Annotated in this window: 12 protein-coding genes and 1 pseudogene; 11 read left to right on the top strand and 2 right to left on the bottom strand. The window is 66.2% G+C overall.

Features of this window, described 5'->3' with window-relative positions; all coding sequences use genetic code 11:
- Positions 1-26: 26 nt before the first annotated feature.
- The 6 genes and pseudogenes from J2T47_RS21790 to J2T47_RS21815 all read left to right on the top strand — a co-directional run bounded on the left by J2T47_RS21790 (position 27) and on the right by J2T47_RS21815 (position 4,893).
- Positions 27-1,006, top strand: a pseudogene (locus J2T47_RS21790) (HlyD family secretion protein).
- On the top strand, positions 988-2,160 hold the full coding sequence (locus tag J2T47_RS21795) for an ABC transporter permease (protein ID WP_253451534.1): 1,173 nt from the start codon (positions 988-990) through the stop codon (positions 2,158-2,160). Before J2T47_RS21790 ends, J2T47_RS21795 begins: the two are co-directional and overlap by 19 nt.
- Before the next feature lie 9 nt (positions 2,161-2,169).
- The gene (locus tag J2T47_RS21800; RefSeq protein ID WP_253451536.1) at positions 2,170-3,303 is read left to right on the top strand and encodes an ABC transporter permease; all 1,134 of its coding nucleotides are present in this window, start codon (positions 2,170-2,172) and stop codon (positions 3,301-3,303) included.
- A 34-nt stretch (positions 3,304-3,337) separates the two neighbouring features.
- Entirely contained in the window at positions 3,338-3,691 is a 354-nt protein-coding gene (locus tag J2T47_RS21805) for a YceK/YidQ family lipoprotein (protein ID WP_253451538.1), read from the top strand.
- Between the two features lie 25 nt (positions 3,692-3,716).
- Positions 3,717-4,064: a YceK/YidQ family lipoprotein gene (locus J2T47_RS21810; protein WP_253451540.1), complete on the top strand. Its 348-nt coding sequence runs from the start codon at positions 3,717-3,719 to the stop codon at positions 4,062-4,064.
- Between the two features lie 43 nt (positions 4,065-4,107).
- The gene (locus J2T47_RS21815; protein WP_253451542.1) at positions 4,108-4,893 is read left to right on the top strand and encodes a 3-hydroxybutyrate dehydrogenase; all 786 of its coding nucleotides are present in this window, start codon (positions 4,108-4,110) and stop codon (positions 4,891-4,893) included.
- Between the two features lie 333 nt (positions 4,894-5,226).
- On the opposite strand, the gene J2T47_RS21820 is transcribed toward J2T47_RS21815, so the two are convergent.
- Positions 5,227-7,257: a DEAD/DEAH box helicase gene (locus J2T47_RS21820; RefSeq protein WP_253451565.1), complete on the bottom strand. Its 2,031-nt coding sequence runs from the start codon at positions 7,255-7,257 to the stop codon at positions 5,227-5,229.
- Between the two features lie 441 nt (positions 7,258-7,698).
- The gene (locus J2T47_RS21825; RefSeq protein WP_253451544.1) at positions 7,699-8,586 is read right to left on the bottom strand and encodes a DMT family transporter; all 888 of its coding nucleotides are present in this window, start codon (positions 8,584-8,586) and stop codon (positions 7,699-7,701) included.
- A gap of 153 nt (positions 8,587-8,739) precedes the next feature.
- Here J2T47_RS21825 and J2T47_RS21830 point away from each other — a divergent pair, with 153 nt between their 5' ends.
- The 5 genes from J2T47_RS21830 (at position 8,740) to J2T47_RS21850 (ending at position 13,284) form a co-directional block, all read left to right on the top strand.
- A complete protein-coding gene (locus tag J2T47_RS21830; RefSeq protein ID WP_253451546.1) occupies positions 8,740-10,137 on the top strand; it encodes a PLP-dependent aminotransferase family protein in 1,398 nt (465 codons plus the stop codon).
- A gap of 294 nt (positions 10,138-10,431) precedes the next feature.
- Entirely contained in the window at positions 10,432-11,019 is a 588-nt protein-coding gene (locus J2T47_RS21835; RefSeq protein ID WP_253451548.1) for a hypothetical protein, read from the top strand.
- Between the two features lie 131 nt (positions 11,020-11,150).
- A complete protein-coding gene (locus J2T47_RS21840) occupies positions 11,151-11,438 on the top strand; it encodes a DUF3649 domain-containing protein (RefSeq protein ID WP_253451550.1) in 288 nt (95 codons plus the stop codon).
- Positions 11,435-12,961 (top strand): PepSY-associated TM helix domain-containing protein, encoded by a 1,527-nt coding sequence (locus tag J2T47_RS21845; protein ID WP_253451552.1) that lies wholly within the window; start codon positions 11,435-11,437, stop codon positions 12,959-12,961. The genes J2T47_RS21840 and J2T47_RS21845 overlap by 4 nt, the downstream gene beginning before the upstream one ends.
- On the top strand, positions 12,961-13,284 hold the full coding sequence (locus J2T47_RS21850) for a DUF3325 domain-containing protein (protein WP_253451554.1): 324 nt from the start codon (positions 12,961-12,963) through the stop codon (positions 13,282-13,284). The genes J2T47_RS21845 and J2T47_RS21850 overlap by 1 nt, the downstream gene beginning before the upstream one ends.
- Positions 13,285-13,558 lie beyond the last annotated feature (274 nt).

Below are 13,558 nucleotides of genomic sequence, written 5' to 3' on the forward strand. Positions count from 1 at the left end.
CATCCGCTGCCTGAGAAGACCACTCCATGAAGGGATGGAAACTGTTTGCTCCCCTGCTGATCCTGGTGATCATCGCCGTCACCCTTTACCTGCGCCTGCACACCCAGCCGCTGCTGTTGCAGGGTGAGGCGGACGCCACCAACGTCATCGTCGCGTCCAAGGCCAAGGGCCGGGTCGAAGTGCTGCATGTGCGGCGCGGCGACGACGTGAAGCAGGGCCAGGTGCTGATCTCTCTCAGCAGCCCGGAGCTGCAGGCCCAGCTGGACTCCCTGCGCGCCGCGCGCAACCAGGTGCAGGCCAACCTCGACGAATCCCTGCATGGCACCCGCGAGGAAACCCTGCGCGCCCTGCAGGCCAGCCTGTCCCAGGCCCAGGCCGAACTGCGCAACGCCGAGCTGGAGTACCAGCGCAACGAGGAGCTGGCTGGGCGCGGCTTCGTTTCCCAGGCGCAGATGGACCTTTCCCGTCGCGGCCGCGATGTGGCGCGTAACCGCGTAACCGCGTCGCCGAGGCCCAGGCCAATCTCGACCAGGGTAACCAGGGCGACCGCGAGGAGCGCCGTCAGGCGCTGCAAGCCGCCGTGCGCCGAGCCGACGCCCAGATACTCGAACTGCAGGCGCAGACCGACGACCTCAATGTGGTGGCGCCGGTGGACGGCGAGGTCGGACCGATCCCGGCAGAGCAGGGTGAACTGGTCAACGCCTACAGCCCGCTGCTGACGCTGGTGCGGCTGTCCGACGCCTACTTCGTGTTCAACCTGCGCGAAGACATCCTCGCCGATGTGAAGAAAGGCGATGAAGTGGCGATCCAGGTTCCGGCACTCAAGGGTATCGAGGTGAAGGCGAAGGTCAGCTACATCGCACCGCTCGGCGACTTCGCCACCAAGCGCGCGACCCGCGCCACCGGTGACTTCGACCTGAAGACCTTCGAGGTGCGCCTGTACCCGGACCAGCCGGTGCAAGGCCTGCGCCCGGGCATGAGCGCGCTGTGGCAGTGGAAGCAGTAAGGCGCAACCTGCTGCGTTTCGCCCAGGCCTTCGGTAGCGAAACGCGGGTCGCCCTGCGCAGCTGGACCATCCACTGGCTCGGCTGGCTCTGGCCGTTGCTGCTGTTCGTGGTCATCAGCGGCGTGTACAAGGCCGGGACGCTGCTCGACATGCCGGTAGCGGTGGTCGACGCCGACCACAGCAGCCTGTCGCGGCGCATCGTCCGCGAGCTGGATGCCGGTTCCCACGCCAAGGTCGAGGTGCTCGGTGGTGGCCTGCAGGAAGGCCTGCGCCGCCTGCGCATGGCCGATGACTATGCGTTGCTGTACATCCCCCGTGACTTCGAGGCGGACGCGCTGTCCGGCCGCCAGCCAGTGGCCGAGCTGTACTACAACTCGCTGTTCTATTCCGCCGGCTTCTACTCGACCCAGGATTTCAGTGGCCTGATGAGTTCGGTCAATGCCGAACTGCGCCCGCGCCTGGCCACCGGGATGGACCGCGCCATGCCGGCGCTGGCCAGCATCAGTGTGTCCTACGAAAGCCTGTTCAACGCCAGCGGCAACTACATCTACTTCCAGCAGTTCGCCGCCATCGTCCACCTGCTGCAACTGTTCGTGATCGTTGCCACCGTGCACGTGCTGGCGCGCGAAGCGCCGGAGCTGCGTGCGTCCTCGCCGCACATCCTGCGCGCCCAGGCCCTCGGCGCGCGGCTGCTGGGCAAGCTGGCGCCCTACACGCTGCTGTTCAGCACGCTGCTGATGGTCGAACTGTTCCTGCTGGTGGAGCTCAATGGCGCGCGGATCAACGGCAATCCCTGGTGGATGCTGGCGATCACCGTCTGCTATGTGGCAGCGGCGCAGAGCGTCGGATTGATGCTGTTCATCTTCACCGCCAACCGCTACAGCGCCTATTCCCTGATCGGCCTGCTGATCGGCGTGGCGCAGACCTATTCCGGCGTGCTGCTGCCGGAACTGGCGATGCCGCCTATCGCCCGCATCATCTCCGAGGCCGAGCCGCTGACCCACACCCTGCACGGCCTGTTCGACCAGTTCCTGCGCAAGGCGCCGGCCGAGTCCGGGCTCTACACCTGCTGCAAGCTGCTGCTCTACCCGCTGATCGCCTACATGATCGCCAAGATGCGCCTGCGTCGGCGCCTCGACCTGAGCCCGGCGTAAGGAGCCGCCATGGAGAACTTCTACAAGGTCTTCTGCGAAACCCTCACCGGCATGCTCGGCAAGCCGCTGTGGCTGCTGATGGTGCTGTCCGTGGCGCTGACTACCTTGCCTTACGCCCACCGCACCATGGATGACCTGCCGGTGGCGGTGATCGACATGGACCACAGCGCGGTGTCCCGCGATCTGGTGCGCCAGCTGGATGCGGCGCCGAAGATCGCCACGGTCGGCTATGACCAGTTGCCCGCGGCGCAGCACGACCTGGCCTGGCGCAAGCTGTTTGCCATCGTGGTGATCCCGCTGGATTTCGAGAAGCGCGTGCTGCGCGGCGAGGCGGTCACCGTGCCGATCTTCGGCGACGCCACCAACCGCATGGCCAACGGGCAGATCCAGCAGGACATCAGCGCCACCTACAGCGAGCTGTCGCTGCGCTACAACCGCGAGCGGCTGATGCGCGGCGGTTTCTCCGAGGTACAGGCGAACGTCCTGCTGCAGCCTGCCATCGGCCAGCTCACCGATCTGTTCAACCCCGGCACCAGCTTCGCCGCCATCGTCCTGCCGGGGCTGGTGACGCTGATCCTGCAGCACAGCCTGCTGCTCTCCTGCACGCGGGTGAACCTCAACCTGCGCGGCGGGACGCCACGTTCGTTCCGTCAGCCAGCCTCCACCCGCTTCGGCCGCTACGCCGCGCAGCTGTCGATCTGGATGGTCCTGTCGATGCTGTTCTACGTGATCTGGCCGTGGATGATGGGGTATCGGCAGACGGCCTCGTTCTTCATGCTGATGGGGCTGGTGCTGCCCTTCCTGCTGGCGGTGATCGCCATGAGCGAATTCATCGCCGAGCTGCTGCCGTCGGAGGAGGCGGTCTACCTGACCATGACCTTCATCACCCTGCCGCTGTTCTACATGGCCGGCTTCACCTGGCCGCCCCAGGCCATGCCGCAGTGGGTGCAACTGCTGGCCGACGCGATTCCCTCCACCTGGGCAATCCGCGCGGTGGTGGAAATGAACCAGATGAACCTGCCGCTTTCAGCCGTGGCCGACCGTATCCTCATCCTCTTCGCCATGGCGGCGGCCTATGGGTTGCTGGGTACACTGATCTACCAGTACCGCAACTGGCGCTGGGACCAGCTCAAGGGCTGGTAAGTTGTCACTTGCGTTATCGAGAGGGAGTTTCGATATGAGAATGTACAAGGCCTGGCCACTGCTCATGGCCGGTTTGCTCAGCGGTTGTGGCTCCTACCACACGCTGCGCAGCGATGATGTGGTGAGGGCCAGCGACCTGCGCCTGAAAGGCACCTATTGCGGGTCCATCCCACGAGTCTATGGCGGTGTCGTGTGGGATGCCTGCCAATTGTTCGGCGAGCCTCCCGTCCAGGATGGTTACACGCCCGCCGCCACACCGGCCAACTACAAGTTCGGCCGGCCGATTCTGCCGGTGCTGGACATGGCGCTATCGGGTGTCGTCGACACCCTGGCCTTGCCCTATACGATCTATCGGCAGAATCGCGACGGCAGTATCGAGCTACGTTGAAGCTGAGTTTCAAGGGAGATGAGTGATGCTTGTTCGTTTGCTGATGGTCCTGACAATCGCTGTCTGCGTTGCAGGGTGTGGCTCGACCCGCACGCTTACCAGCGACAGCGTCGCCAAGGTTGACGATCTTGAGCTCAAGGGCACGGGTTGTGGTGACACGCTGCCGCGCGTCTATGGTGGGGTGGTCTACAACCTGTGTGTGATGAGTGGAGACTCCCAGACACGTGGAGGACTGCTTTACAAGATCGCGCCGATGGAAGTACCGGTAGCATTTCTCGACATGGGCTTTTCTGCAGTCGCGGATACGGTGACGCTGCCCTACACCCTGTATCGCCAGAGTCGCGATGGAGACATTCAGCTACTGCGTGAATAGAGCCGTCTAGAGTGAGAGTTCCATCTTCCCCTGGAGCGCTGTGATGAATGCATTGAACGGCAAGGTCGCGGTGGTCACCGGCGCGGCCAGCGGCATCGGCCGGCAGATCGCCCTGACCCTGGCCCATGCGGGTGCGGCGGTGGCCATCGCCGACCTGCAGCAGGAAGCCGCCCAGCGCGTGGTGGCTGAGATCGAAGCCGCCGGTGGCAAGGCCCTGGCGGTGGCCATGGATGTGACCGACGAGCAGGCGGTGGACAGTGGCATCGAGCGGGTGGTCGCCACTTTCGGCAGCGTCGATATCCTGGTCTCCAATGCCGGCATCCAGATCGTCAGCCCGCTGCAGGATTTCGCCTTCGCCGACTGGAAGAAAATGCTCGCTATCCACCTCGACGGCGCCTTCCTCACCACCCGCGCAGCGCTGCGCCATATGTACCCGGCGGGGCGTGGCGGGGTGGTGATCTACATGGGCTCGGTGCATTCCCATGAGGCCTCGCCGCTGAAGTCCGCCTATGTCACGGCCAAGCACGGTCTGCTCGGGCTAGCTCGTACGTTGGCGAAGAAGGGCGGCCCCCACGGTGTGCGCTCCCACGTGGTTTGTCCTGGTTTCGTGCGCACGCCTCTGGTGGCGAAGCAGATTCCCGAGCAGGCGAAGGAGTTGGGTATCAGCGAGGAGGAGGTGGTGAAGCGAGTGATGCTCAGTGGCACTGTGGATGGTGAGTTCACCACGCTGGAGGATGTCGCGCAGACCGTGCTGTTCCTCGCCAGTTTCCCCTCGGCGGCACTCACCGGCCAGTCGGTGCTGGTGAGTCATGGCTGGGGCATGCGCTGAGTCGGGTTGCACAAAAGCAGCAGCCCCGGACAGCGAGGGGCTCTGGCCAGGACTGCATGAACACTTCATTTGCGCCGGCAAGAGCCCTGGTTCGCCCGGGGCGTCTGCCTCTGCCGGGGCCGGGCTGGTTGCGTCGGCGCAGCAGTAGAATCCCTCAGATCGGCAAATGGCTATGTAGTGGGTTTCCCTGTCGTGCTGTCAGGGATCTCTGCATGGAAGGGCACGAACTTGCCCGCGTACCTGGGCCCGGCAACCGCGTCGGAGCCGGACTGCAGGAGCGCGCCATGCGTGCCATCGCGGGCATGGCCCGCTCCTGCAGGGGGTGACGAGGGATCACACTGCCTTGGGCAGAGGGGCGAACAGCGCGTCGATGTCCGCGTCGTCCAGCTGCCAGTCGCTGCCCGAGCCGTCGAGTATGCCGGCGGCCAGCGCGGCCTTGTCGCGCTGCAGCCGCTGGATCTTCTCTTCCACCGTGCCACGGGCGATCAGCTTGTAGACGAACACCGGCTTGTCCTGGCCGATGCGGTAGGCGCGGTCGCTGGCCTGGTTCTCGGCAGCCGGGTTCCACCAGGGGTCGTAGTGGATCACGGTGTCGGCGGCGGTGAGGTTCAGGCCTACGCCTCCGGCCTTCAGGCTGATCAGGAACAGCGGCACGCGGCCCTCCTGGAAATCCTTCACTGGCGCGCGGCGGTCGCGGGTGTCGCCGGTCAGCAGGGCGTACTCCAGGTTGCGCTCGGCCAGTGCCTCGCCGATCAACGCGAGCATCGAGGTGAACTGCGAGAACACCAGCACGCGACGACCTTCGGCGAGCAGCTCTTCGAGCATGTCGAGCAGGTACACCAGCTTGCCCGAGGTGACCGCGCGCGCGGACTTGCCGGTGGGCGGCGGGGCGTCCTTGTTCACCAGGCGGATGTCGCAGCAGACCTGGCGCAGTTTGAGCAGCGCTTCGAGGATGATAATGCGGCTGCGTGCCAGGCCACGGCGGGCGATCTCGTCGCGCACCTTGCGGTCCAGCGCCAGGCGCACGGTTTCGTAGAGGTCGCGTTGCGCCTCGCTGAGCTCGATGTGCTGGATGAACTCGCTCTTGGGCGGCAGCTCCGAGGCCACCTGTTCCTTGGTGCGACGCAGCAGGAAGGGGCGGATGCGCGCGGCCAGGTGCGCCAGGCGGCCCTGGTCGCCGTGGCGCTCGATGGGCGTGCGGTAGTCCACGGCGAACTGCCGCGCATCGCCCAGCCAGCCCGGCAGCAGGAAGTGGAACAGTGACCACAACTCACCCAGGTGATTCTCCAGCGGCGTGCCGGTCAGGCACAGGCGGTGGCGTGCGCGCAGGTGCCGTGCGGCCTGGGCGGCCTTGGTGGTGGCGTTCTTGATGTTCTGTGCCTCGTCGAGGATCAGCAGGTGATACTCGTGCAGGGCGAGCTTCTCGGCATCGCGCGGCAGCAGGGCGTAGGTGGTGAGGATCAGGTCGTGCTCGGCGATCTTCGCGAATGCCTTGCGCCGTCCGGCGCCGTGCAGGGCGAGCACGCGCAGCTCGGGAGTGAAGCGCTCGGCCTCGTCCAGCCAGTTGGGGATCAGGCTGGTGGGCATGATCACCAGCGCCGGGCTGGTCAGGCGCCCGGCCTGCTTTTCCAGCAGCACGTGGGCGAGGGACTGCAGCGTCTTGCCCAGTCCCATGTCGTCGGCGAGGATGCCGCTGGCGTCGACTTCGCGCAGGGTCTGCATCCAGCTCAGGCCTTCGTGCTGGTAGGCACGCAGCTCGGCATTGAGCCCGGCGGGAATCTGTGCCGGCTGGGCGCGGTAGTCGCGCAGGCGATGGGCGATCTCGCGCAATTGCTCGCCACCCTGCCAGGTCAATGGCAGTTCTTCCAGCTCGGTCAGGCGCGCGGCGTCCGGCGCGCCCATGCGCAGGCGACGCACCGGCAGTTGCTCGCCGGTATAGAACTCCGACAGCGTGCCCAGCATCGGCTTGAGCTTGCCGAACGGCAGCGAGACCCGCAGCGGGCGGTCGGAGGCGGTCTGCCAGGTGTGGATCGGGTTGCGCCCGGCATCCAGGCGCAGCACCAGTTGTTCATCGTCGGCGTGGCGGGCCAGGGCCACCGGGTCGAGCAGCGCCGGCATGCGCCGGATCAGCTCGATCAGCGCCGGCAGCAGGCTGATGCGCCGGCCTTCCACCTCGATGCCCAGCTCCAGGTCGAACCACTGGCGGTCGTCGGTTTCCTCGATCTCGGCGTACCAGTTTTCCACCGGCGTGAGGTCGAAGACGAATTCGGTGCGGATGTCGACTTCCCAGCCCTGTTCGCGCAGTTGCGGCAGGCCTTCGCGCATGAACTCCTGCCAGGCGCTGTCGTCGGGCAGTTCGAACATTTCCCCGGCGCTGTCTTCCAGGGCATCGCTGCGGCGCATCGCCGGCTTGAAGCCCAGTTCGCGCAGGTCCAGGCGCCAGGCGTGCTCCCGTTCCAGCTCGCGGCTGACGCGGACGATCTGGTCATCGCGGAACACCCGGATCTCGCGGCCCGAGCGCGGGGTGACGCTGCCCGAGACCGGCATGTCGCCATACAGGAACGCCAGCGCGGCACGGTGCCGGGAGATGTTCTGCATGCGTCCGCTGCGCAGGTCGAAGCCGCTGTGCACGTGGCTGCCCAAGGTCAGCCGTGGCCGGGGCGCGAGTTCGTCGCGCTCCACGGCAGGCAGTGGAGATTCGGCGGGTGGCTTCATCCGAGTGTCCTTCCGGCAGTCCAGCCGAGTACGCAAACGCCCGATGATACCGCGATTTTTCTCGGGCGGGACGCGGAAGGAAACCGGCGGTCAGCGGGCGAAGCGTTTCGCCCCCGCGACGCACAGCACCACGGCAACGGTGGCGCCGGCCATCAGCGGGCTGATCTGCTCGTGCAGCAGCAGGCCGGCCAGCGCCAGGCCGAAGAACGGCTGCAGCAGTTGCAACTGGCCGACCGCGGCGATGCCGCCGGTAGCCAGGCCGTGGTACCAGAAGAAGAAACCGATGAGCATGCTGAACAGTGAGACGTAGCCCAGGCTGATCCAGGCCGGCCAGCTGGCGCCGCTGAAGGTTTCCGGCTGGGTGTACCAGGCCAGCGGCAACATCAGCGGCAAGGACAGCACCAGCACCCAGCAGATCACCTGCCAACTGCCCAGGTGGCGCGCGATACGCCCGCCTTCGGCGTAGCCCAGGCCGCAGACCGCCACGGCGGCGAGCATCAGCAGGTCGCCGGTGAAATTGCCCGCGCCGCTCTGCGACAGGGCGAATCCCGCCACCACGGCGCTGCCCAGCCCCGAGCAGATCCAGAACGCCGGCCGCGGCTGTTCGCCGGCGCGCATCACCCCGAACAGCGCGGTGGCCAGCGGCAGCAGGCCGACGAAGACGATGGCGTGGGCGGAGTTGACGTGCTTGAGCGCCAGCGCGGTGAGCAGCGGGAAGCCCACCACCACGCCACCGGCAACCACCAGCAGGGGGATCAGGTCCTTGCGCGCCGGCAGTTTCTGCCGCAGCAGCAGAAGAATTGCCGCCGCCAGCAGGCCGGCGATGCTGGCGCGGGCGAGGGTGAGGAAGGTCGGGTCGAAGTCGGCCACTGCGACCCGCGTCGCCGGCAGCGAGCCGCTGAAGATGAGGACGCCGAGGAAGCCACTGAGCCAGCCGCCGAGGTTGCTGTTCGTGGCCAGAGTGTGAGTGTTGTTCATGGTGGGTCTTCCGGCAGGAGAGCGAGCCTGGAGGATGCGCGCGGAGCCGCCGGGCGGCCAGTGACAGAAGGGTACAATTTGCGCAAACTGTCCGTAAATTATCTCGGTACACATTCTCCCGGTACAGAGGGTTCCGGGGCAGGAGAGGGCGGCATGGGCAGACCCAGAAGCACGCGAGTCGATTCGGTGATGCACCACGTGCTTGAGCGTCTGGCCGCGCGGGCACTGGTGCCTGGTGAGCGACTGCCGTCGATTCGCCAGTTGGCCGAGCAGCTGGAAGTGTCCAAGACCACCGTCGTGGAAGCCTACGACCGGCTGGCTGCGGACGGTGTGATCGCCGCGCGGCGGGGCTCCGGCTTCTATGTCGCTGGTCATGCTCCGCCGCTGTCCCTGGCCGACGTCGGCCCGGCACTGGACCGCAGCATCGACCCGCTGTGGATTTCCCGCCAGTCGCTGGAGGCCGCGGACACCTCGCTCAAGCCCGGCTGCGGCTGGCTGCCGCCGTCCTGGCTGCCGGAGGAGGAATTGCGCCGTGCCTTGCGGCAGATCGCCCGCGCGCCGCAATCGAGCCTGCTGGAATATGGCCGCCCCTATGGCCATTCCGGCCTGCGCGAGCAACTCGCGCGGCGGCTGGCGGACTACGGCGTGCCGGTCGGTCCACAGCAGGTGGTGCTCACCGACAACGGGACACAGGCCATCGACCTGGTCTGCCGCTTCCTGCTGGAAGCGGGCGACTGCGTGCTGGTGGACGACCCCGGCTACTTCAACTTCCAGGCACTGCTGCGTGCGCACCGCGTGCAGGTGGTGGGCGTACCCTACACGCCGACCGGGCCGGACATCGCCGCCCTGGCGGCCCTGCTGGAACAGCACCGCCCGCGCCTGTACATCACCAACTCGGCTTTCCATAACCCCACCGGCGCGGTGCTCTCGCCGCTGGTCGCCCACCGCCTGCTGAAACTGGCCGAGGCCCATGACCTGCTGATCGTCGAGGACGACATCTTCGGCGACTTCGAGCATGAGAGCGCGCCGCGCCTGTCGGCCTTCGACGGGCTGGAACGGGTGATCCAGGTCGGCAGCTTCTCCAAGACCCTCTCGGCTTCGGTGCGCTGCGGCTACATCGCCACCCAGCCTGAATGGTGCGAGCGGCTGGTGGACCTGAAGCTGGCGACCAGCTTCGGCAACAGCCCGTTCAGCGCCGAAATGCTCTATGAACTGCTGCGCAAGGGCAGCTACCGCCGTCACCTGGACAGCCTGCGCGGGCGCCTGGCCGACGCCATGGGCGAGACCTTGCTGCGCCTGCGCGCGCTGGATATCCAGCCCTGGCTGGAGCCTCGCGGCGGGCTGTTCGTCTGGGCCTGCCTGCCGGGCGGGCTGGATGCCGCCGACGTCTCGCGGGCGGCGCTGACGGACAACCTGGTGCTGGCGCCGGGCAATGTGTTCAGTCTGAGCCAGAGTGCGGGTGGCTACCTGCGTTTCAATGTTGCCCAGTGCCTGTCGCCCCGCGTCTTCGAGGGGCTGGAACGGGCCATGGCGCAGTCTCGCGGGCGCTGACAGAAATCGGGCTCAGAACCAGCCGGCGGTTCCTTTTCTTCACGTGAATCCAGAGCGTTTCCCTCTCCTGGGGCCGGCAGAAAAAGGGAAGGGGAAGACAATACGCCCTGCACTGACTGAAAAGCCTGCGGAAAGTTGAACGGTTGTACAACAGGATCTGAAAAATACCACCCCACGGTCGAAAAGGTAGGGCGAACCGCGAACAGGCCAAACCTCTAGGATTATCGATTCAGCACCTCTGGCTCGCGATGGGTGAGTCGAGGTGAATCGTTGGATCAGCAAAGAGGATGCACCATGGCCGAGCCGTGCCAGTTATACCTGAAGGTCTCCATCAGCCGCGCCAGACTCGAGGAGTTCCTCGTACGGGAAGCGGGCTCCGCCGCCTGTTTCAGGGACCTCGAACAGTGGCTGGACGGCAATCGCCACCGAGGAGGCGGCCTCACCTGGGGCGAGTTGTGCGAGCTGGGACAGGGCACGACGGCGGCGGCCTGGGTTGCGGGCTGGAGCAGGCACCTGCGCTCGCCCGCCTGGAATCACTACGACGAGGTGAGCCAGACCTGGAGCCTCGGCGTGCTGGAATTCACCGAAAGCCGCGACTGGATACTCGGCTCGATCAACGTGCTGCGGCGCATCGCCGAGTTCAAGGACCTGCCCGGCACGGACTACCTGCTGATCTACGAATACCTGTTCGGCAAGGGCAGCGTGGTGGCCGCCGTCGAACTGACCCCCGGCGTTTCGCGCATCCTCGAAGAGCAGCCGCCCCCGCGCCTCACGGCCGAGGCCGACCTGATGATGAACAGCCTGCTGCGCGCCATGGACGTGAGCGCAACCTATGCCGTTCAGCGAATTTCCGACACAGATACTCACAAACGGCGTTGCTGAGTTCTTTTAATTGAGAATTAATATCATATAATCCCGCTTTTCAATCGCGTGCCTGGGCCACACCCGGGCCGCCTCGCAGGAATCACCTCGATGTGCGTTTCCCCGCGCCCGACCCAACCGAGAGCCGCCGCATGAGCGCAACCCAAGGCGGCGCCGTCGCGGCCCGGATCCTCAGCGCCGTCGTCGGCGGCTATGCGCTGGCGTACACCGCCACCGCCTTCCTCAGCGTCTATCTGCCGATGTCGCGTCCGGACCGCGTTTCGCTGTCGAGTCTGGCCTGCTTCATCGTCTGGGTCGCGGCGATCATCTATGCCTTCGGCGCGAAGAGCCCGTGGCGCGCCGTCTGGCTGCCGGTTGTCCTGAGTCTCGTGCTAGGCGTGGCGGCCTTCGCGCCGACCACATACGGGGTGCGCCCATGAGCCTGCGTCAATCCATGTCCGGCCTGCATACCTGGGCCGGACTGCTGGTCAGCTGGATTCTCTTCGTCGTGCTGTTCTCTGGCACCGTCGCGGTGTTCGACAAGGAACTCACCCGCTGGATGATCCCGCAGCTGCACAAGCTGGAAGAGGCCAAGGTCGGCGCCGACCAGGTGCGCGAGCTGATCGTCGAGCGTGCACCGAAAGCCCACGGCTACTGGATGCACCCGCCCACCGAGCGCATGCCCTACTGGACTGCGGGCTGGGAGCCGTCCGACTTCAGCGAATTCCAGTCCTTCCTGGTGGACGCCCAGAGCGGCGAGGTGCTGCCCAGGACGGTTGGCGGCAACTTCTTCCTCGAACTGCATTACGAACTCCACGGCGGCATCCTCGGCCTCTACGTGGTCGGCGTGGCCGGCGTGTTCATGCTGGTGGCGCTGGTCAGCGGGGTGATCGTCCACCGGCGCATCTTCAAGGACTTCTTCACCCTGCGCCCGAAGGCGGCCAGGCAGCGTGCCTGGCTGGACGCGCACAACGTGCTGGGCGTGCTCGGCCTGCCGTTCCATCTGCTGATGGCGTACACGGGGCTGGCGATCTTCATCACCTTCTATATGACCGCCGGCATCAAGGTGGCCTACAAGAACGACATGGAGCACTTCTTCCATGACGTGCAGGGCGCCTTCGACCGCGAGGCGCTGGGCAAGCCGGCCAAGGCGACCAAGTCTATCGATAACATGATCCTCAAGGCCCGCGAGGCCTGGGGCGATGACAGCCAGGTGGGCTGGATCAACGTCGAGAATCCGGGCGATGCCGCGGCGATGGTGCAGATCCGCAAGGCGGTGGACAAGAGCATGGTCAACGACCAGCGCACCGTGTCCTTCGACTCCGGCAGCGGCGCGCTGCTGCATGTGCAGAAGCCCTACAAGCCGGGATACAAGACCTATGCCTGGCTGACCGGCCTGCACATGGCGCAGTTCGGCAACGACCTGCTGCGGGTGATGTATTTCGCCCTCGGCCTGGTGGGTTGCGTGATGGTGTTTGGCGGCCTGCAGGTGTGGGTCAGCAAGCGTGAAACTCGCGGCCACCGTGGCTTGGCGCTGGTGCGCACGCTCAACGGCGCAGTCTGCGGCGGTCTGCCGATCGCTTCCCTCGGCCTGCTGGCGGCGTCGCGTCTGCTGCCGACCGATCTGCTCCAGCGCACTCGCTGGGAAGCCAACGCTTTCGTGGTGATCTGGCTGTTGGCGCTGGCCCACGCGCTGCTGCGCCGTGGCAGCCGCGCCATGGCTCGCGAGCAGTTTGCTGCCCTCGCGGTACTGGCATTGCTGCTGCCGGTGCTGAGCCTGTTCGGCCCCGAGCCGGGCCGGGTGACGACGCATGTCGCCAACGGGGACTGGATGATGGTCGGTATCGATCTCGGTCTGCTGCTGATCGGCGGTCTCTGCGCCTTCCTCGGCTGGCGCCTGGGGCAGGAGCGTGCCGAGCCGGCCCGGGCACGTCGTAGCCGTCACGAGGAGGAGTACGCCTGATGCTGCTGGTATTCGGCCTCAACCTGCTGGCGCTGGCGGCGGCCTGCCTGTCGCTTTCCCGCCATCACCGCGACCTGTTCGGCAGCGCGCCCTCGCAGTCCCGCGTGCGCCTGCTGCGGCTCGTGGCGCTGGTGGATGGTGCACTGGCGCTGGCGTATTCGATTCACCGCATGGGCGTCGAGCTGGGCATCGTCTACTGGGCGTGCCTGCTGATGATCGCTGGCGCGGCGCTGGTCCTGCTGCTGGCCTGGCGGCCGCGCTGGGCGTTGCCGACGGCGGCGGCGATGCCGGTGATCGGGGGCGTGCTTGCCGTACTCGGCTGACGCTTCCCTGCAGGAGCGGGCCATGCCCGCGATCCGTCGGCAGGGCCGGCGCCTGCCCTGGCTCCAATGTTTGGGATGTGCTGCCTCAGCTTGGGTATTTCAGCGCCGCTCCAGCTTGCGCGCGAACTCTGTGTTTCGCCCCCTCGGGCGAGTTACTTTCTCAAACGACAGAAAGTAACCAAAGGTCTTGCCCCGGTACGACTCACCCACATAGGTGACAGTTTTGTTCAGGCACATGGGTAACAGTTTCTAACCTGCAGGGGTCACCTCACGA

Source organism: Pseudomonas nitroreducens (assembly GCF_024170165.1).
In the GTDB taxonomy this organism is placed as follows: Bacteria; Pseudomonadota; Gammaproteobacteria; order Pseudomonadales; family Pseudomonadaceae; genus Pseudomonas; species Pseudomonas nitroreducens_C.

Bases quoted from the DNA above. Each gene is read 5' to 3' on its own strand.
- J2T47_RS21800 (WP_253451536.1), top strand. From the start codon at position 2,170: ATGGAGAACTTCTACAAGGTCTTCTGCGAAACCCTCACCGGCATGCTC.
- J2T47_RS21805 (WP_253451538.1), top strand. From the start codon at position 3,338: ATGAGAATGTACAAGGCCTGGCCACTGCTCATGGCCGGTTTGCTCAGC.
- J2T47_RS21810 (WP_253451540.1), top strand. From the start codon at position 3,717: ATGCTTGTTCGTTTGCTGATGGTCCTGACAATCGCTGTCTGCGTTGCA.
- J2T47_RS21815 (WP_253451542.1), top strand. From the start codon at position 4,108: ATGAATGCATTGAACGGCAAGGTCGCGGTGGTCACCGGCGCGGCCAGC.
- J2T47_RS21820 (WP_253451565.1), bottom strand. From the start codon at position 7,257: ATGTTCGAACTGCCCGACGACAGCGCCTGGCAGGAGTTCATGCGCGAA.
- J2T47_RS21825 (WP_253451544.1), bottom strand. From the start codon at position 8,586: ATGAACAACACTCACACTCTGGCCACGAACAGCAACCTCGGCGGCTGG.
- J2T47_RS21830 (WP_253451546.1), top strand. From the start codon at position 8,740: ATGGGCAGACCCAGAAGCACGCGAGTCGATTCGGTGATGCACCACGTG.
- J2T47_RS21835 (WP_253451548.1), top strand. From the start codon at position 10,432: ATGGCCGAGCCGTGCCAGTTATACCTGAAGGTCTCCATCAGCCGCGCC.
- J2T47_RS21840 (WP_253451550.1), top strand. From the start codon at position 11,151: ATGAGCGCAACCCAAGGCGGCGCCGTCGCGGCCCGGATCCTCAGCGCC.
- J2T47_RS21845 (WP_253451552.1), top strand. From the start codon at position 11,435: ATGAGCCTGCGTCAATCCATGTCCGGCCTGCATACCTGGGCCGGACTG.
- J2T47_RS21850 (WP_253451554.1), top strand. From the start codon at position 12,961: ATGCTGCTGGTATTCGGCCTCAACCTGCTGGCGCTGGCGGCGGCCTGC.